The organism is Thalassolituus sp. UBA6592, assembly GCF_002433655.1.
In the GTDB taxonomy this organism is placed as follows: domain Bacteria; phylum Pseudomonadota; class Gammaproteobacteria; order Pseudomonadales; family Oceanobacteraceae; genus Venatoribacter.
In genome coordinates, this window is sequence record NZ_DJIO01000113.1 from 20,856 (window position 1) to 38,554 (window position 17,699).

General features: G+C 52.6%; 13 protein-coding genes and 1 tRNA gene. 7 read left to right on the forward strand and 7 right to left on the reverse strand.

What is annotated here, in order from left to right:
- Positions 1-35: 35 nt before the first annotated feature.
- A tRNA-Asn gene (locus B2Z72_RS10620) sits at positions 36-111 on the reverse strand.
- A 638-nt stretch (positions 112-749) separates the two neighbouring features.
- Here B2Z72_RS10620 and zwf point away from each other — a divergent pair.
- The 6 genes from zwf to B2Z72_RS10650 all read left to right on the forward strand — a co-directional run bounded on the left by zwf (position 750) and on the right by B2Z72_RS10650 (position 7,931).
- On the forward strand, positions 750-2,207 hold the full coding sequence (gene zwf / locus B2Z72_RS10625; RefSeq protein ID WP_296981850.1) for a glucose-6-phosphate dehydrogenase: 1,458 nt from the start codon (positions 750-752) through the stop codon (positions 2,205-2,207).
- Between the two features lie 169 nt (positions 2,208-2,376).
- Positions 2,377-3,078 carry a 6-phosphogluconolactonase gene (gene pgl, locus B2Z72_RS10630; protein ID WP_296981852.1) on the forward strand — a complete coding sequence of 234 codons (702 nt, stop codon included), beginning with the start codon at positions 2,377-2,379 and terminating at the stop codon, positions 3,076-3,078.
- Positions 3,079-3,100: 22 nt separating this feature from the next.
- The gene (edd, locus tag B2Z72_RS10635; RefSeq protein ID WP_296981854.1) at positions 3,101-4,912 is read left to right on the forward strand and encodes a phosphogluconate dehydratase; all 1,812 of its coding nucleotides are present in this window, start codon (positions 3,101-3,103) and stop codon (positions 4,910-4,912) included.
- A gap of 14 nt (positions 4,913-4,926) precedes the next feature.
- Positions 4,927-5,547 carry a bifunctional 4-hydroxy-2-oxoglutarate aldolase/2-dehydro-3-deoxy-phosphogluconate aldolase gene (eda, locus tag B2Z72_RS10640; protein ID WP_296981855.1) on the forward strand — a complete coding sequence of 207 codons (621 nt, stop codon included), beginning with the start codon at positions 4,927-4,929 and terminating at the stop codon, positions 5,545-5,547.
- A 34-nt stretch (positions 5,548-5,581) separates the two neighbouring features.
- Positions 5,582-7,315 (forward strand): sugar phosphorylase, encoded by a 1,734-nt coding sequence (locus B2Z72_RS10645; protein WP_296981857.1) that lies wholly within the window; start codon positions 5,582-5,584, stop codon positions 7,313-7,315.
- Positions 7,316-7,535: 220 nt separating this feature from the next.
- Positions 7,536-7,931 carry a hypothetical protein gene (locus B2Z72_RS10650; RefSeq protein WP_296981859.1) on the forward strand — a complete coding sequence of 132 codons (396 nt, stop codon included), beginning with the start codon at positions 7,536-7,538 and terminating at the stop codon, positions 7,929-7,931.
- 85 nt (positions 7,932-8,016) lie between these two features.
- Here the strand turns inward: B2Z72_RS10650 and B2Z72_RS10655 are convergent, their stop codons facing one another.
- From B2Z72_RS10655 to B2Z72_RS10665, 3 genes are read right to left on the reverse strand one after another with little or no spacing between them, the layout of a single operon-like run.
- Entirely contained in the window at positions 8,017-9,228 is a 1,212-nt protein-coding gene (locus B2Z72_RS10655; RefSeq protein WP_296981860.1) for a glycosyl transferase, read from the reverse strand.
- Entirely contained in the window at positions 9,221-10,030 is an 810-nt protein-coding gene (locus B2Z72_RS10660; protein ID WP_296981862.1) for an HAD-IIB family hydrolase, read from the reverse strand. Before B2Z72_RS10660 ends, B2Z72_RS10655 begins: the two co-directional genes overlap by 8 nt.
- A complete protein-coding gene (locus tag B2Z72_RS10665) occupies positions 10,027-10,980 on the reverse strand; it encodes a hypothetical protein (RefSeq protein ID WP_296981863.1) in 954 nt (317 codons plus the stop codon). Before B2Z72_RS10665 ends, B2Z72_RS10660 begins: the two co-directional genes overlap by 4 nt.
- Positions 10,981-11,286: 306 nt before the next feature.
- Here B2Z72_RS10665 and B2Z72_RS10670 point away from each other — a divergent pair, with 306 nt between their 5' ends.
- Positions 11,287-12,180 (forward strand): prephenate dehydratase, encoded by an 894-nt coding sequence (locus B2Z72_RS10670; RefSeq protein ID WP_296981865.1) that lies wholly within the window; start codon positions 11,287-11,289, stop codon positions 12,178-12,180.
- A 15-nt stretch (positions 12,181-12,195) separates the two neighbouring features.
- On the opposite strand, the gene B2Z72_RS10675 is transcribed toward B2Z72_RS10670, so the two are convergent.
- The 3 genes from B2Z72_RS10675 to B2Z72_RS10685 all read right to left on the reverse strand — a co-directional run bounded on the left by B2Z72_RS10675 (position 12,196) and on the right by B2Z72_RS10685 (position 17,655).
- Complete coding sequence (locus B2Z72_RS10675; RefSeq protein ID WP_296981867.1) at positions 12,196-13,803, reverse strand: alpha-amylase family glycosyl hydrolase; 1,608 nt, start codon at positions 13,801-13,803, stop codon at positions 12,196-12,198.
- Positions 13,804-13,895: 92 nt separating this feature from the next.
- Complete coding sequence (locus B2Z72_RS10680) at positions 13,896-16,583, reverse strand: hybrid sensor histidine kinase/response regulator (RefSeq protein ID WP_296981869.1); 2,688 nt, start codon at positions 16,581-16,583, stop codon at positions 13,896-13,898.
- 34 nt (positions 16,584-16,617) lie between these two features.
- On the reverse strand, positions 16,618-17,655 hold the full coding sequence (locus tag B2Z72_RS10685) for an AraC family transcriptional regulator (RefSeq protein ID WP_297004764.1): 1,038 nt from the start codon (positions 17,653-17,655) through the stop codon (positions 16,618-16,620).
- Positions 17,656-17,699: the final 44 nt, after the last annotated feature.

Consider the following 17,699-nt stretch of genomic DNA (forward strand, 5'->3'; position numbering starts at 1 on the left):
CTACCAGACTGCGCTATACCCCGTAATGCTGTTGATGGCTCCCCGAGCTGGACTTGAACCAGCGACCAATAGATTAACAGTCTACTGCTCTACCGACTGAGCTATCGGGGAATGTCTCAACAGCGAGGCGTATATTACGGACAGACCCTGATTCCGTCAACACTTTTTTTAAAGATTTTTTTCAGTAAAAACAAACCGTTAGCGAAAAATCGTGCGAAACCGCGTGGTTACTGGGTTGATGACTTACCGTCGTGGGAAAAAGCAGGCTGAATTAACAGAATCAGGGCGTCATCAGAAGGGATGTTCCTGATGTTGTAGGGTCATTTCTGGTTATTGTTGGTTATTTTGTAAGCAATAAAAGCCGATGGTCGGCCCGGAGGTTTGCCGAAAGGGTGTGCAGAGGAGGTTTGCCGAAAGGGTGCACAGAGGAGGTGGCTTAAAGGGTCTGCTGAGGAATCTGTAATGAGGCGGTCGGCATGACGGCTGAGAATATTAGCCGGGTTGGCATCTGAGTCCTGTGAACGGTACGGGCATTGCTTAACAAAGATCTGAAGGTGATGAAAATCCGGCACGCGTACTCGGTCAGCGGACTAAACTCAGTATGTCAGGAATGGCAAGCCTGCAGGAGACAAGTGTCCGCGGATCATGCCACACTGCCGGTTAAGCATTATCTGGTGTTGCTGTGCACATACCTGCACATACTTGCACATACTGCATCAGATGAACCACAGGATGACAGGAGGAACACAATGCAGATTCAGGCACCGTTTGAACTGGTGTTGTTTGGTGGCTTAGGGGATCTTGCTCTGCGAAAACTTCTGCCGTCCATGTATTTATTACAGCGTGACGGCCGCCTCAGTGAAGGGCGTATTTACTGCACGACACGCCACAAAATGACCGATGAAGAGTTCATCGACACCATCCGTACTGCCATCCGTCAGCACATTCCCTCTGAGTATCTTGAAGAAAGTAACTGGCAGGTATTCAGTGAAAGACTGCACTGTGTTGAGCTTGATCTGAGTGACACCAAAGCCTACGGCGTGTTGAAAAAAGCGCTGCTGTCCGGCGATCCTAACCGCGTTTATTATCTGGCCACCGGCTCCAGTCTTTACACGCCTGTGTGTCAGGGGCTGCACGCCAGTGATCTTATTCAGAGCAACAGTAAAATTGTGATGGAAAAGCCGATTGGACACGATTATGAATCGGCGAAGAGTATTAATGCTGCTGTCGCTGAGTATTTTTCTGAATCACAGATCTATCGTATTGATCATTATCTGGGCAAAGAGACAGTGCAGAACCTGATGGTGCTGCGCTTTGCGAATTCTTTGTTTGAATCCCAGTGGAATCAACATTATATCGACCATATCCAGATCACTATTTCCGAAGCACTGGGCGTGGAAAAGCGTGCAGGCTTTTATGATCATGTTGGCGCGATGCGCGATATGTTTCAGAACCATTTATTGCAGCTGTTATGTATCACCGCCATGGAACCGCCAGCCAAGCTGGATTCTGATGCCGTGCGTGACGAAAAAGTAAAAGTGCTGCGGGCTCTGAAGCCTATTGTTGGCGAGGCCATTACTGAGAAAGTGGTTCGTGGTCAGTATGATGCCGGTGTATCCGAAGGCCAGCCTGTGCCCCGTTACCGCGATGAACCCGGGGTTGAACCCAAGAGTTTCACCGAGACCTTTGTCGCCGCCAAGGTGGAAATTGATAACTGGCGCTGGGCCGGTGTGCCATTCTATTTACGCACCGGTAAGCGGCTGGCGGAACGGGCATGCGAAATTGTGGTGCATTTTAAGGAAATACCGCACTCTATTTTTCCGTTGCAGCACAAAAATACCATGGCCAATAAACTGATTTTCCGTCTGCAGCCGGATGAGGGTGTGCGTCTGATGCTGTGTGAAAAGCGTGTAGGTCCGGGTATGAGTGTGCGGCCTATGAATCTGAGTCTGAATCCGGCCAATCACAAACAGACCCGGGTGCCGGAAGCTTATGAGCGTCTGTTGTTTGATGCGCTGACCAGTAATCCGACGTTATTTTTACGGGACGATGAACTGCTGGAAGCCTGGCGTTGGGTTGACCCGATTATGAAAAGCTGGGAAGAGGCGGAACAGCGTCCGGAGCCTTATACCTCCGGTACCTGGGGGCCGGCTGCAGCAACATTGCTGCTGGCTAAGGATGGACGTTTGTGGGATGAAAACAGCTGATGTGTTTTGCAGGCCTCGGCCAGTGATTCTGAGTGATTCTGAGTGATTCTGGTTGTGGCGTAAAAGATAAAACAAATGAAACAAAACCAATAAAACGGACGTCTTAGCAACGTCATAAAATTTGTTCAGTTAGTCTGATCCTGGCGGGAAATTCCCTGAGGAGACAAGTATGCAGGATTCACGTTTTCCGGACTCACAAAAGCTGGCACGCCAGTTAGCAGAAGATCTGGCCAGCCGGATCCGTAAATCACTGGCAGAGCGCGGTCGGGTTTGTATTGCCGTCAGTGGTGGAACAACCCCGGTTGCCTTTTTTAAAGCCCTTTCGTTGCAGGATCTCGCCTGGGACAAAGTGCTGATTACCCTGGTAGATGAGCGCTGGGTTGATGAAGATGAAGAGGGCAGTAATGCCCGGCTGGTAAAAGAAAATCTTTTGATTAATAACGCCGCCCGGGCATATTTTTTACCGCTCAAGAACAAAGCCGCAAACCCGGTGGACGGCTTTATGGAATGTGAAAACCGTCTGCACGAATTAATTAAGCGCCTTGATTATGCGGTACTGGGGATGGGCACAGATGGTCATACGGCCAGCTGGTTCCCGCAATCAAAAGCGCTGGCCAAAGCGCTGGACGAAGCCGGTGGCGCCTGGTGTTGCCCGGTTACAGATGCACCGGCATTTCCGCAACGTATGACGCTCAGCTGGAGCTTTTTAGCGGGTTGTCGTCATCTGTTTCTGCATTTTGAAGGGGCTGAAAAAGACGCCACGTTCAACAGAGTCATGGACCCGGCTGATATTCAGAATCTGACGGCGATGCCGGTCAGAACGGTACTGAGCCAATCTGCGGTACCTCTCAGTCTTTACCGTACTTCGTAATCTGTAAATGCCGGAGAATGCTATGCATCCACAGCTGGAAAATGTCACCCGCCGTATTATTGAACGCAGCCGCCAGACCCGCGGTGACTACCTGCAGCAGATCGAAGCGGCCGCTGTTGCCGGCCCGGTGCGGGAACAGATCAGCTGTACCAATCTTGCCCACACCTACGCGGCCTCCACTGACGGTGAAAAACTGATCCTTAAGCAGGATCACCGCGCGGCTAATATTGCCGTGGTGAGTGCTTACAACGACATGTTGTCTGCTCATGCGCCTTACCGCACTTACCCTGAACAGATTAAAACAGCGCTGGCTGAAATTGGTCACGTGGCCCAGATGGCTGGCGGTGTACCCGCTATGTGTGATGGTGTTACTCAGGGCCAGACCGGTATGGAGCTGTCGCTGTTCAGCCGCGATGTGATCGCGCTGAGTACAGCCGTAGCCCTATCGCATCACGTATTCGACGGCAGTCTTCTGCTTGGTATCTGCGATAAAATTGTGCCGGGTCTGTTGATGGCGGCACTGCGTTTTGGTCATATGCCAGCGATATTCATTCCCGCAGGCCCCATGCCCAGCGGTATCAGTAACGGTGAAAAAGCCCGTGTACGTCAGGATTATGCTGCCGGTAAAGTTGGCCACGATGAATTACTGGCCAGCGAAATGGCGTCGTATCATTCGCAGGGCACCTGTACCTTTTACGGCACCGCAAATTCCAATCAGATGCTGATGGAAATTATGGGGCTGCAATTGCCTGGCTCATCTTTTATTAACCCGGACGATGGATTACGCCCGCTGTTAACCGCCGCCGCCGCACAGAAAATAACCACCATGACACACCTGACCCCGGATTTTCTGCCCATTGGTCAGGTGGTGGATGAACGTACGATTGTTAATGGTGTGGTGGGGCTGTTGGCAACCGGCGGCTCGACCAATCACAGCATTCACCTGATCGCCATCGCACGTATGGCAGGCATTATTCTCGACTGGCAGGACATGGCGGACCTGTCGGATATCGTACCCTTGCTGGCCCGGGTATATCCGAATGGTAAAGAAGACATCAACGCTTTTCAGCGTGCCGGTGGTATGAGTTTTATTATGCGCGAACTGGCGTCAGCCGGTTTGCTGCACACTGATGTGAACACGGTTATGGGCAGAGGGCTGGAACACTATTTTAAAGAGCCCTATCTGGATGACGACGGCAAGGTCAGCTGGCGCAGCGCTGGCAGTGAAAGCCTCAACCTCGATGTGCTGGCGCCAGCCCACGCACCTTTTATGCGTGAAGGTGGTATGAAGCTGGTGGCAGGTAACCTCGGCCGTGCAATTATGAAGGTCTCCGCGGTACCGGACGACCGCTGGGTGATTGAAGCGCCGGCGAAAGTATTCTGTGATCAGAACGACGTACTGACAGCCTACAAAAATGACGAATTAAATCAGGATGTGGTGGTGGTACTGAAAGGGCAGGGTCCCTGTGCCAACGGCATGCCGGAACTGCATAAGCTGACGCCAGCACTGACCAACTTACAGGAAGCCGGTTATCAGGTGGCGCTGGTTACCGACGGACGTTTGTCCGGTGCCTCGGGCAAGGTACCGGCGGCCATTCATGTCTGTCCGGAAGCCACTCAGGGTGGTCCGCTGGCGAAGGTAAAAGACGGTGATCGGATTCGTCTGGACGGTCATGCCGGAACGCTTGCCGTTCTTACAGATGGCTTTGCAGAGCGCGCAGATGAAGTGTATCTGGCACCCAAAACAATGGGGGTCGGGCGAGAATTATTTTATGGTTTCCGCCAGCGTGCGACAGCCGCTGATCAGGGAGCTGTATCCATTGGCTGGGAATAAAACGGGATAAGCGGATGGCAGATCATATGTGGGATTTATGGATGGAGCGTGCCAAACCTCTGGTACCTGTGATTGTGATTAAAGACCCGGATGAGGCTGTGCCTCTGGCCAGAGCACTGGTTGACGGCGGGGTGCGTATGCTCGAAGTCACACTGCGCACTGAACATGGATTGGGCGCCATTGAAACAATAAAACAGGAAGTACCGGAAGCCATCGTCGGTGTTGGTACTGTAACCAGTGCACAGCAGATGCTGGATGCTCTGAACAAGGGCGCTGAATTTGTGGTCAGTCCTGGCAGCTCTGATGCGTTACTGGATTGCGCCAAAGAATGGGGTGGACCTTATCTTCCGGGCGTTGCCACTCCCAGTGATGTTATGCGTGCCCGTGAAGCCGGGTTTACCTATCAGAAATTCTTTCCTGCCGGCGTTGCCGGTGGTATCCCCATGTTGAAAGCCCTGAGTGGCCCCTTCGGCGATGTGAAATTTTGCCCGACCGGCGGCATTGGTCAGGAGAATTATCAGGATTATCTTGCCTTGAGTAATGTTTTTGCCGTCGGTGGCAGTTGGCTGACGCCGGCAGATCTGCAGTCGGCACGAAACTGGCAGGCAATATCGTCGTTGGCCATCGCAGGCTGATGCTCTGAATACCGAGAATTTATCAGGACATTTCATGCCCGAAGTATTTATTAAAAAAGTTGAAGAACGACTGCACAGAATTTACACCGATGACGTTCCCAACGTGGATCATCATGCTGTCGCCGAACAGATTCTCCGTCTTTGTCAGGCGATCATTGACAATGGCAACAGCAAGTATCAGCTGAACAGCGATGGCCGCTGGAGTGAAAAGGATTCCATCCTGATCACTTACGGCAACAGCATTCAGAAGCCCGGTGAAATTCCTTTGCAGACGCTCAGTGAATTTCTGAAAAAGAATCTGCATGGCGTTATTCCCAACGTGCATATTCTGCCGTTTTTCCCTTACAGCTCTGATGATGGTTTTTCCGTTATTGACTATCGTCAGGTAAATGCTGACTGGGGCGACTGGGATGATATCGCCGCGATTGCCGCAGATTTTGATCTTATGATCGATCTGGTGGTGAATCACTGCTCACGGGAAAACCTGTGGTTTTTCGATTACATCGCCAACAACGAACCGTACAGCGATTATTTTATTGAAGTCGATCCGGCGACGGATGTTTCGGCGGTTACCCGTCCACGCAACACGCCGTTACTGACGCCGGTGCATACCCACCGTGGCGTGCGCCATGTCTGGGCCACATTCAGTGAAGATCAGATTGATGTGAACTTTGCCAACCCGGTGGTGCTGCTGGAATTTATCCAGATTCTGCTGCTGTACGTTGAGCGTGGCGCACGGCTGATCCGTCTGGACGCCATTGCTTATCTTTGGAAGCGTATCGGCACCAACTGTATTCATCTGCCGGAAACCCACGAAGTGGTGAAACTGATGCGTGATGTACTGGAGTTCTGTGCACCGCGTACCATTCTGCTGACCGAAACCAATGTGCCTGTGGCTGAAAATCTGAGCTATTTTGGTGACGGCGATGAAGCGCATATGGTCTATCAGTTTGGTCTGCCACCGCTGGTGCTGCACGCGCTGAACCGCGGTAATTCCAGCTTTTTGACGGAGTGGGCGGATAAAATCCCGCCACTGTCTGCCGGTTGTACTTACCTTAACTTTACCGCTTCCCATGATGGCATTGGTGTGCGTCCGGTTGAGGGCCTGTTGCCGGAACGCGAAGTGCAGGATCTGATTGACTGTATGCACAGATTTGGTGGCTTCGTCAGTATGAAGGCGAACTCCGACGGCACGCAGAGTCCGTATGAAATTAATATCACCCTGTTTGATGCCTGCATGGGCACACGCCGTGGTGCGGATCATTTTCAGGTGCAGCGTTTCCTTTGTTCTCAGGCGATTATGCTGGGGATGCAGGGGATTCCGGCGGTGTATATTCACAGCCTGCTGGCGACACCAAACGATCTTGACCATGTTGAACGTACCGGACGTACACGGTCGATTAACCGTAAAATCTGGGACGAGTCTGAACTGGAGTGTCTGATCTCCAACCCTGTGACTCCCCAGGCTGAAGTGTTCAGTGAGCTGCGCCGTATGCTGAAGGTTCGCAGTGAGCAGAAAGCCTTTCATCCGGATGCACGTCAGGACATTGTTAATATCAACACGGATCTGTTTATTAACCGTCGTACCCATGCGGAGCAGACTCTGTTTGCTATTTCCAATGTCACCGAGCGGCTGTTGAAGCTGCCGCTGGCCAGTCTGGGATTTTTACCCGATGGGCTGGTGGATATCCTTGCAGCGGAACAACAGGTGGTTAAGGAAGAACTGGTGCTGGCACCATATCAGTCGGTGTGGCTGACTGCTTCGTAGCAAGGCAGATCTCTGCGCCGGTGTTGCAGGATGCAGCGCCGGCGACTGCTACCAGCAATACCTGCCTCTTCCCTTTACCAATCACTTCACAATTTAAATACTCGCCAGTGTCCGCTAACGAGTCCCGCTGTTAGTATCTCTGCCATCTTCATGGACCGGTGTCATTCGCCTGAACGGCAGTGAACACCACGGCAGTGAGCAACACGGCAAAAGGACTCCTATGCTTCCCTTTAAAACCCTCAGTCAGTTGACTGCTTTTATTGCATCGGCTTTATTTGTTGTACTCCTGGCTGTACCGGAACTTCTGTTTTTTATTTTCGCCGTCGATGGCAATGCGGAGGCATACTTCTTTGGCCGGCGGGCGGCGATGCTGTTTCTCGGTTTTGCTGTGCTGGCCTGGGCCGGGCGTAATGCAGCGCTGTCACAATCCCGGCAGGCGGTGTGTCTGGCGATCAGTGTTTCTATGCTGGCAATGGCGGGGCTGGGAGTGGCGGAGTACCTGCGTGGCTTCGCCGGTGCTGGCATCGCGCTGGCAGTATTAACAGAAGGTTTGCTGGCGTATCTGTATTTTTCCAGCTGGTGGGCAGGTCGTAACGAAGTGATGCCGCAGCAATGAGCGCTGCTTTGTATCAATAAAAACGCCCGCAATGTTGCGGGCGTTTTTATTTGTCATTGGCTTCAGTTAAGCACTGTTGTGCTGATCAGGCGTTATCTTCTTCAACTGCTTCGTACAGGCGGTCAAGAATATCCGGCATGGCGGAGGTCACGCGGTTCCAGCTCGGAATAAACGGCGTTTCCATCGGGTTAGCAAGGAAGTGTTCACCGGCATTCATAATATTTTCAGCAAACAGTTCAACCGCTTTCTCTTCTGCGTGGCGGTCAACGGTCAGACCGTTCATACGAGCATCATTGAAATAGGTTTCAATAAAGTCCAGCGCAATACGGAAATACGTGGCTTTGATACTGCGGAAGGTTTCGGTGGTGAATACTTCGCCCTGAGTTGCCAGCTTACGGAAGATGGCTTTACAGATGTCGGTACTCATTTTCGACAGACCGCGGGTTGCATCTTCTTCCGACAGGGGCTGATGCTTGTGGTCGTAGACGTCGGTAATGTCTACCTGACAGAGGCGGTTGGTGGAATAGTTACGCTTCATTTCTGACAGCACACCGATTTCCAGACCCCAGTCAGACGGGATACGGATGTCGTTGAGCACATCGGCGCGCATAGAGAACTCGCCGGAAAGCGGATAGCGGAAACTGTCGAGGTATTCGAGGTAATCCAGCGAGCCATAGACTTTTTTCAGGGCGCGGATCAGTGGCGTCACCAGCAGGCGGCTGACACGGCCGTTCAGTTTGCCTTCGGCAATTCGCGAGTAGTAGCCTTTGGCAAATTCATAGTTGAACGCCGGGTTGGCAACCGGATAAATCAGACGTGCCAGCAGGCTGCGGTCGTACGTCACGATATCGCAGTCGTGCAGAGCAACCGATTCTGCGCGGCCGGATGCCAGCACATAGCCGTAGCAATACCATACGTTGCGGCCTTTCCCCATTTCTTTAGGCGCCAGGCCTTCTTTCTGCAGCATTTCATCAATTTTGCGCAGGCGCGGGCCGTCGTTCCACAGAATGCGGTGATGCTGTGGCAGGCGATCAAAAAATTCGCGGGCGTGTTTGAATTCGCTGCCATCGGCACGATCGAGGCCGATAACAATTTCATTCAGGTAGGGCACTTTGGTCAGGTCGTTGATGATGTTATCCAGTGCCGGACCACTTAATTCTGAATACAGGGATGGCAGAACCAGAGACATAGGACGAACCCGGGAAAAACTCATCAGTTCTTTTTCCAGCTCTTCCACAGGACGGTCAGTCAGGTTGTGCAGTGTTGTTATTATTCCGTTCTGGTAAAAATCAGCCACGGGTTTTCTCCTTCGTCAGCTCATTTAATAAGGCCAGCAGGGTGTCATTCCAGCCGGCGGGACCCGGTTTATCCGCTGTGCGGCTGGCCGGGTTTTCTGGTTGTAATGTCTGGTTTTCGCCCGGGATGACAATAGGATAATCAGCGGCTTCCAGCATCGACAGGTCGTTGCCGCCATCACCCAGGGCCACCACATCTGGTGTGCAATCCCAGAGGTTGGCGTAGTAATCTTTAAAAAACGTGACAGTATCGGATTTATCGTTAGTGCCCATCACATGATAAAAACGCCCACCTTTCAACAGGCGCAGGTTGACGCAGGACAGTGCACTGGCAAATTCTTCCAGTGATGCCTCATCGCCAAGCCAGATAATGGGTTCGGATGCATGGCGTTTTTTTGCCATGGCTGCATCGCTGAGCGCCAGTTCGGTTGCGTCAGCAATGTCTTCCACACTCATATCGTTGAACCCACGGAACTGAAAACCTTGTCCACGCAGCTTCTCCAGCACTTTAATAATGCTGGAATAACTGGAGCCGGTCATTTCGCTGGTAAAACCGTTACCTGATTCCCGTGGAATAAAGACCGCACCGCCGTTTTCACAAACGAACGGTGCATGATTATTGAGCTTTTCCCGCAGCCCGAGCATTTCATCAAAGGTTTTGCTGCTGTTGAGAATGCAGGGAATATTCAGGCTGCGCAGACAGGCCAGTGCCGGCATTGCCGCACGGAAGCTGTAGTTGTGATGATCCAGCAGGGTGCCGTCGAGGTCGGTGACCACAACTAAGGGCAGAGCCGGTTTAGTCATAAAACATCTCCTTTTGCCTGCATGCTGATGCTCTCGACCTGATGTTTGTGATTCTGTTGCAGAATCAGGTCGGCCCAGCCAGGCATGTATTTAAGCGCCTGTTCCGTCAGGCGCTGATAATGCTGAATAAAGCGTTCGAGTCTGGCACTGTCGAGGCTGCGGTCCGGACCATTACCGGCGGCTGCCTGTTTGTTACCGGTTTCCTGCTGTGTGCGCCAGTTCAGTACGGCTTTCATGTCCGGTACTTTCAGCATCAGCAGAAAATCAATCATGCTGAACCAGTCATGGTAGCTTGCCGCCAGCTCATCGTTTACTGCTGAGCGCCAGCGGCCATCGGTGTCTTCTTCTGCTTCCAGTGTGTTGAAAGGCTGCTGCAGTTCACTGGCATCGACCGGGTGGCAGCCGACGCACCAGCCTTCAAACAGGATCATGTCGACCGGGCCGCTGACGGTATGCCACTGGTCTTCAGGAAGGCGATCGTCGGATGCTTTATCAAAGGCCGGAATGTGCAGTACTTCGTCAGCTTCCAGTGCTTTCAGCTGGCGGATCAGATCCATACCCAGCAGAGCATCGTGGGTACCGGGAACACCTCGGGTAGCAAGTAGAGGGTGGCGTTCTCTGGCCAGTGTCTGACGCTGCTGGTGGGTGAGATAGAGATCGTCGATGGAGAGAACGACGGTGTTCCAGCCGAACACTTCGCGGAACATAGTGCACAGGGCACCGGACAGGGTGGATTTGCCGGAGCCCTGGCCACCGTGAATGCCGATTACGGGAACGCCGGTTTTCTCTTTCAGAGTGGCCAGCAGGGCTGCCAGCGGGGCCCAGACGTCCTGCCATTGCTCTGTCCACGGTTGCGGCAGATTCAATTGGCTGAGCGTTTCATCAGCGCTGAGCAGAGGGGTGAGATACTGCTCGTCTATCTGAATATCGTCGGGCCAGTGCACTGTCATAACCATCACTCCTGGGCTGTGACCTTGGTGGTAACCGCAACCGGGCGTTGTCGTCCGGCACAGGTTTTCACATTGCTTAACTGTCGTCAGCAGACATTGTGCCAGTTTGGACAAAGCCTGACGCCATGAATGGATAGCGGCGTAGCCGAGACAGATTAACCGCTTATCTGGCAGAATTGTCATATATAATGACCTTTTTTGGTGCAGGTTGATGGCGTCTCTGCCGTCTGCACCAAAATAAAGCAATGCCGGTGTCGGCGACGTGGCAAGTACAGTCACCTGTTCAGAATTAAACGGAGAGTTGTCATGACGACAGCCAGCAGTCTCAGCAGTAACAATATCGAAGGTGCAACAGTCACCGAAACGCGCCGGGTGGCTTATCAGGGAACGTCCGGGGCCTATTCACATCTCGCCTGCCGCCGCGTATTTCCGGATTGGGAAGCCGTCGCCTGTGATGATTTTCAGAGTGCACTGGAACTGGTTGCCAATGGTTTCGCCGAGCGCGCCATGATTCCGCTGGAAAACTCTACCGCTGGCCGGGTGGAGGAAATCTACCGTCTGATTCCCCGTACTTCTCTGTTTGTGACTGCTGAGCATTTCGAGCCCATCAATCACTGTCTGCTGGCTTTACCGGGCGCGTCTCTGGCGGATATTGAAAGCGTGGCTTCTCATCCGCAGGCGCTGGCGCAATGCCATCAGCGGATTACCAATCTGGGGATGAAAGCGGTGGCATCGATGGATACGGCGATGGAGGCTGAGGCATTGAGTCTGAGTGGTGACCGTACCCGGGGTGCGATTGCATCAGAGCTGGCAGCCGAACTTTATGGACTGGACATTCTGCACGAGAATTTCCAGGACGTGATGGGGAATACCACCCGCTTTCTGGTGTTTAGTCGTGAGGCCGAGCACAAAGAATACGATGCCAGCGTTAAATACATTACCAGTCTGATGTTTTCGGTGCGCAATATTCCGGCAGCGCTTTACAAGGCCCTTGGCGGGTTTGCCACCAATAATGTGAACCTGCTGAAGCTGGAAAGTTATATGGATGGCGGCACCATGAAGGCCAGCCATTTTCATATGGATATTCAGGGGCATCCGCAGCAGCACGATATGCTGCTGGCGCTGGAGGAACTGGATTATTTTGCCGGTGACGTGCGTATTCTGGGGACTTACCCGGCCCACGCTTATCGCGCTGGTTGAGTATTCCCCGATTTGTTAATCCGTATGCTTCAGTATCAGTGCCTGATACGGCAGCAGACGGATACTGTTTTCACCGATGGCCGGTGGCTGGCTGAGGCTGTTCAGTAACAGCTGCAGGTCAGCGGCATGGATATGTTTTATGGTCTGTGCTGTGGCTGAGAAATTCAGATATACGCTGATTTTTTCATCGCCATGGCTTCTCTGGTAAGCCAGTACGTCGGCTGCCGGGTCGGATAATTTCTGTTGCCCCTGATGCAGCGCGGTATATGAACGGCGCAGGCGAATCAGTTGCTGATACCAGTTGAGCAGGCTGTGCGGATTTTCCTGTTGGTGCTTAACGCTGTATTCCGTTAACGGCTCATTGGGCAGCCAGGCGGGGCCAGCGGAAAAATCCCGCGGATTATCGCTCCACATCATTGGCCGGCGGCAGCCATCGCGCCCGGGATGCAGCGGCCAGTAGCGTATGCCGACCGGGTCCTGCATTTTTTTATAGGGTACTTTCTGTTCCGGCATACCGGTTTCTTCACCGTAATACAGAAACGGCGTGCCGCGCAGTGTCAGCAGCATAGCAGCCAGTAATTTCATCCGCTCTGTCTGATGCTGGCCACGATAGCGTCCGCTGTGACGCATAAAATCATGGTTCGACAGGGTGTAATTGGGCCAGTTGTTATCGCCCAGCTGTTGCTGCCAGTTGCGGATTACAGTTCGGAAAGCGCTGGCGGAAAAGGGCTGATGAAAAAAATCAAAATTAAACGCCAGATGCAGTTCATCACCGTCGCCATAATAACTCGCAGGCAGGGCGCTGGTGCCGTTGGCCTGCATCATGATTTCACCCACCATCATGCGTTGTGGCCAGCGATCAACCCATTGGCGCAGTTCCTGTAACAGCGGATGCATTTCCGGCTGATCGCGGTCATAAATATGATTCTGGCGATCGTAAGGGCGGCCAATACGAAACCAGTCCACCGGGTTGCTGCGCAGTTTTGCGTCTTTAAAAAACAGGTTCACCACATCCAGCCGGAAACCATCAACGCCCTTGTCCAGCCAGAACGCCATAATGTCTTTCACTGCCTGTTTTACCTTAGGGTTGCGCCAGTTGAGATCCGGTTGCTGTGCCAGAAAGGAGTGGTAGTACCAGGCGCCACGTTGCTCGTTCCAGCTCCAGCCTTTACCGCCGAGGCAGCCCAGCCAGTTATTCGGCGGCTGGGTGCCTTTGTGCCAGATGTACCAGTCTGCTTTGTCTGACCCCGGCTGACAGGATTCGAGAAACCAGGGGTGCTGATCTGAGGTGTGATTGACCACCAGATCGAGAATAATCCGGATATTGCGCTGATGCGCCTGCTGCAGCAGTTCATCAAAATCTTCCATGCTGCCAAAGACCGGATCGATGGCGCAGTAATCGCTGATATCGTAGCCGAAGTCGTGCATGGGGGAGGGGTAGATGGGGGATAACCAGATAGCGTCAATACCCAGTGAACGGCTGGTGGAATCCCCGCTGTTTTTGCCGTCGTTGAGATAATCCAGCCGGTTAATCAGGCCGCGGATGTCGCCGTTGCCATCGTTATTGCTGTCCTGAAAGCTGCGTGGATATACCTGATAAACGACGCCCTGTTTCCACCACATTGTTTCCGCTCCGCGGGCTGGTTATGGTGCAGGGATTATTGGCGCTGGCTTATGACAATTGTGTGACTGCGTCCTGTTTATTAAAAATTGACTCACGATTGATTTACGGGAGCGGCTGATTTTGTCAGCCACTTTTGCAGAGTCTGGCTCAGTATCTCGCGTCTTATGGGCTTGGCGATAAAATCACTGAAGCCTGCTTCTTTGGCTTTGTGTTGATATTCGGGCAGAACGTGGGCGGTTAATGCCAGGACAGGGCATGCCGCAATATCGTTGTCTGCGGTGATGATGTGAGTAGCTTCAAATCCATCCATTATGGGCATTTCACAGTCCATCAGAATCAGATCCGGGCGGCGGGACTGCTGCTGCCAGGCATTGACGATGGCCTGGCCATCGTTAAACAAAAGAAATTTATAGCCCAGATGACGCAGCATGCCGGTGATGACTTTTTGATTCACCAGGTTGTCCTCGGCGATCCAGATAAGCGCTTCAGAATAACTGGCAAGCGGGATGTTTTTTTCCGCCCGGGTTTCGGTATTTTCGCTGCAGGATAACAGATGACTGAGTAGCGTCAGGGTATTCAGCGGACGCGGAATAACAATGGTGTTCGCCACTGCTTCTGCTTCTTCGTTCTGCAGGCACAGTGTTTTTACCTCCGCTGCCTGTGTCGGCAAGGAGTCGGTAATTTCTGCATCGGCTGTCTGAGGATCATTGGCTGTTAACACTGTACAGCCCAGCTCGCGCAGAAAGTGTTCCACCGTATCCCGCTCACAGGGCAATTGCAGAGCTACCCGGATTTTCATTGTGCGGATAGCATCCGTGTTTACTGGCATGTCGGCATGGCAGCTGTTTAACTGGATACAGAATTCGGTACCGCCTTCCGCTTCGCTGTGCATCGTGATTTCACCCTGCAGCAGTTCTACGAGTTTTTTACTGATGCTCAGGCCCAGACCGGTACCACCGTAGTTGCGGGATGTTGATGCATCGGCCTGGCTGAAATGATCAAACAGGCGCTCACGAAATTCTTCCGGAATGCCAATGCCTGTGTCTTTTACGCAGATTTTTACCCGTTCGCCGTCCGCCCTGGCGTTCAATAAAACATAACCTGCTTCGGTAAATTTTACGGCATTGGACAGCAGGTTGTTTATAACCTGACGCAATCGCGTAGAGTCAGTGACGATATGCGTATTCAATGGTGGGCTGGCATTCACGACCAGACTCAGGCCTTTTGCCATAGCCTGACGGGAATAGAGATTAGCGCAGTCAGTAATAACTTCGTGCAGATTTATTTCCCTGATTTCCAGTTGCAGCTTGCCGGAATTCATTTTGGATAAATCGAGAATATCATTAACAATGGTGAGCAGAGATTCGCCGGAGTTATTGATGATATCCAGATAGCGGCGTTGCTGTGCACTGAGTTCGGTATCTTTCATTAACTGCAACATGCCCAGTACACCATTCAGTGGTGTGCGTATTTCATGGCTCATGGCAGCCAGGAAGGCTGACTTGGCTTCGTTTTCTGCTTCTGTTTTTTGTCGTTTAAGTTCCGCTTCGTGCATCAGATAGCGCGATTTCATCGATTCGCTTTGGGCCGCCAGCAGACGCTTTTCGGTTTCCATTTTTTCCTGTTTGGTTTCATGGAAGCGCAGGGCAATCTCGAGACTGTGCGAACTTACCATGATCAGTGTGCCGATATGGGATGCGTAATTCACCAGCGGCGTCAGTTCGATTAATCCCTGTTTGGCCAATGCGTGGAAAAATACGCCGGCGAGAATGCTGGTCCAGCCCAGCAAATACAGCATGTTGGATAAGCTTGGGTGAATAATGGCGATCACCAGCCCGATGACCAGAGTTGAAGCTGTGGTGAAAACGGCCTGCATAATGACCGATTCGATCGCATTAGTGTAAGACAGCGTGACTGTTGCCAGCAGTGAAACCAGTGAAATGGCAACATTAAACAGGCTTAACCGGTTCAGCCAACGGTATTTTATAAGATCGTTGTATAAGAAATAGCGTGCGAACAGGCAGGCAAACACGCCGGCAGCAGAGGCAGATACATTAATCATGCGTTCCTGCAGCCAGTGGGAATCATTGTACACATACTGATAGCCGATTCCGGTGAGTGAAATAAAGAACACCAGATAGCTGAGAATGTGGCCAACAAAGCCTATTGCGTAGGCTTCCCGGGTGGTGAAGTAGATGAATGAATTGTAGAACGCGACGGAAACCAGCAGGCCGATGAAGATACCGATGGTGATGTATTCATCCGTCGCCTGATTGTGATACTCCTCATCCTGCCACAGCTGCAAAGGGAACTGCATACTGCCCTGGGTATCGACGCGGAAGTACAGTGTGTAGGTGCCTGCTGTTAATTCAGGCAGAGGAATAACAAATTCACGCAGTTTCAGTGGACGCTGGCTGAACGGCAGGTGATCACCGGTTATTTCGTGAAAGATCAGCTGGTCATCGCGGGTTATAAACAGCTCGATATGATCGAGCAGGGCAATGGAAATATTGGCCAACAGATCACCGGTTGTTTTATCTGCCTCCAGTCTGAGTCGATACCAGACCGGGTAATCAAGCAATCCATAATTCGGCACATCGGATTCTGAGCGTTGCCATCCAGGGCCATCCGCCGGCACCATCAGGCCATCGTCAAGCGGTGTCCGTTGGTGATAAACATCGAGATATTTCCCCAGTGGCTGCCCGGCCAGCGGCCCATCCTGCAGCACGCTGCTGGTGTGGATGCTGTCTGCTGCGGCATAGGTGGTGACTGATACCATGAGGAGCAGTATCAGGCAGAGTGATCGCCAGTAATCAGTGTGTGCTGTGTGCATCCATGCTCCTTTGTTTCCGGCGATGTTGCTGGCGATACTCGCCCGGTGTCACGCCCATCCATTTACGGAATGCCCGGTGGAAGGTACTGGTCTCGGTATAGCCCAGATATTCGGCAATTTCGCGGATGCTGGTTTCCTGTCTGGCCAGTTGCAGACTGGCTTCCTGAAAACGGCATTCATCCTTCAGGGTCTGGAATGAGGTCTGTTCATCCTGCAGGCGGCGGCGCAATGTGGCGCCGGAAATACTCAGCTGTTGCGCGCAGGTTGTCAGATCCGGCAGGGCAGTCATTGGCGAGCGCCGCAGCAGTTGCCGTACTTTGCCCGTGGTGCTTTCGTGGGGATTTGGGCGGGCGAGCAGATCGGCGGGGGAATGCTGCAGGAAATTGCGTAAGCTGGCCGGCGTCTGGCTGACCGGCAGCGACATCGACTGGCGTGGTATCAGCAGACAGGTCGCACTGTCGTTAAAGCGTACAGGGGTCGCGAACAGATCCTGGTAATACTGAGCGTGAGGCGGTGCCGGGTAGGCACAGCCAACGGACAACAGGGGCAGCCCCTGACCAACCAGCCAGCTGCTGAATCTGTGCCAGATAACCAGCAGTGATTCGCTGAGAAAATGATCCCGGTCGAGGGATGTATCCATATCGATTTCCAGTCGTGTCGTCTGACCATCGTGATGGATATGCAGTTGTGGTGCGCCGTCAAACAGGCGATAGAAATTGCTGGCGCGGTGCAGCGCGTGTTCGAGATGCGTACAGCCGATAATGGCTTTGCACATCATGGCGAAGGAACCATAGCGTACGCTACGCGGCAGCAGGCCCATCATTTCGTTATTGGTTATGCGCCAGAAGGTATCCATCAGGCGGGCATAATCCGCCGCGGATAATGTGGCCCGGGGGTTATCCAGACAATCCGCCGGCAAGCCGGCCTGTTGCAGCAACAGAGCCTGACTGAAGCCCATTCTGGCGAGGCCTCGCAGAGGTGCATCGATAAAAGGACGAGCAATCATATGGTCAGCCATAGCAGATCCGGGCCAGTACTTCGCTGTGGTCAGGATCAGGTATT

Excerpts from the sequence above, each read along its gene's own strand:
- zwf (WP_296981850.1), top strand. The coding sequence starts at position 750 with ATGCAGATTCAGGCACCGTTTGAACTGGTGTTGTTTGGTGGCTTAGGG.
- pgl (WP_296981852.1), top strand. The coding sequence starts at position 2,377 with ATGCAGGATTCACGTTTTCCGGACTCACAAAAGCTGGCACGCCAGTTA.
- edd (WP_296981854.1), top strand. The coding sequence starts at position 3,101 with ATGCATCCACAGCTGGAAAATGTCACCCGCCGTATTATTGAACGCAGC.
- eda (WP_296981855.1), top strand. The coding sequence starts at position 4,927 with ATGGCAGATCATATGTGGGATTTATGGATGGAGCGTGCCAAACCTCTG.
- B2Z72_RS10645 (WP_296981857.1), top strand. The coding sequence starts at position 5,582 with ATGCCCGAAGTATTTATTAAAAAAGTTGAAGAACGACTGCACAGAATT.
- B2Z72_RS10650 (WP_296981859.1), top strand. The coding sequence starts at position 7,536 with ATGCTTCCCTTTAAAACCCTCAGTCAGTTGACTGCTTTTATTGCATCG.
- B2Z72_RS10660 (WP_296981862.1), bottom strand. The coding sequence starts at position 10,030 with ATGACTAAACCGGCTCTGCCCTTAGTTGTGGTCACCGACCTCGACGGC.
- B2Z72_RS10665 (WP_296981863.1), bottom strand. The coding sequence starts at position 10,980 with ATGACAGTGCACTGGCCCGACGATATTCAGATAGACGAGCAGTATCTC.
- B2Z72_RS10670 (WP_296981865.1), top strand. The coding sequence starts at position 11,287 with ATGACGACAGCCAGCAGTCTCAGCAGTAACAATATCGAAGGTGCAACA.
- B2Z72_RS10675 (WP_296981867.1), bottom strand. The coding sequence starts at position 13,803 with ATGTGGTGGAAACAGGGCGTCGTTTATCAGGTATATCCACGCAGCTTT.
- B2Z72_RS10680 (WP_296981869.1), bottom strand. The coding sequence starts at position 16,583 with ATGGTATCAGTCACCACCTATGCCGCAGCAGACAGCATCCACACCAGC.
- B2Z72_RS10685 (WP_297004764.1), bottom strand. The coding sequence starts at position 17,655 with ATGGCTGACCATATGATTGCTCGTCCTTTTATCGATGCACCTCTGCGA.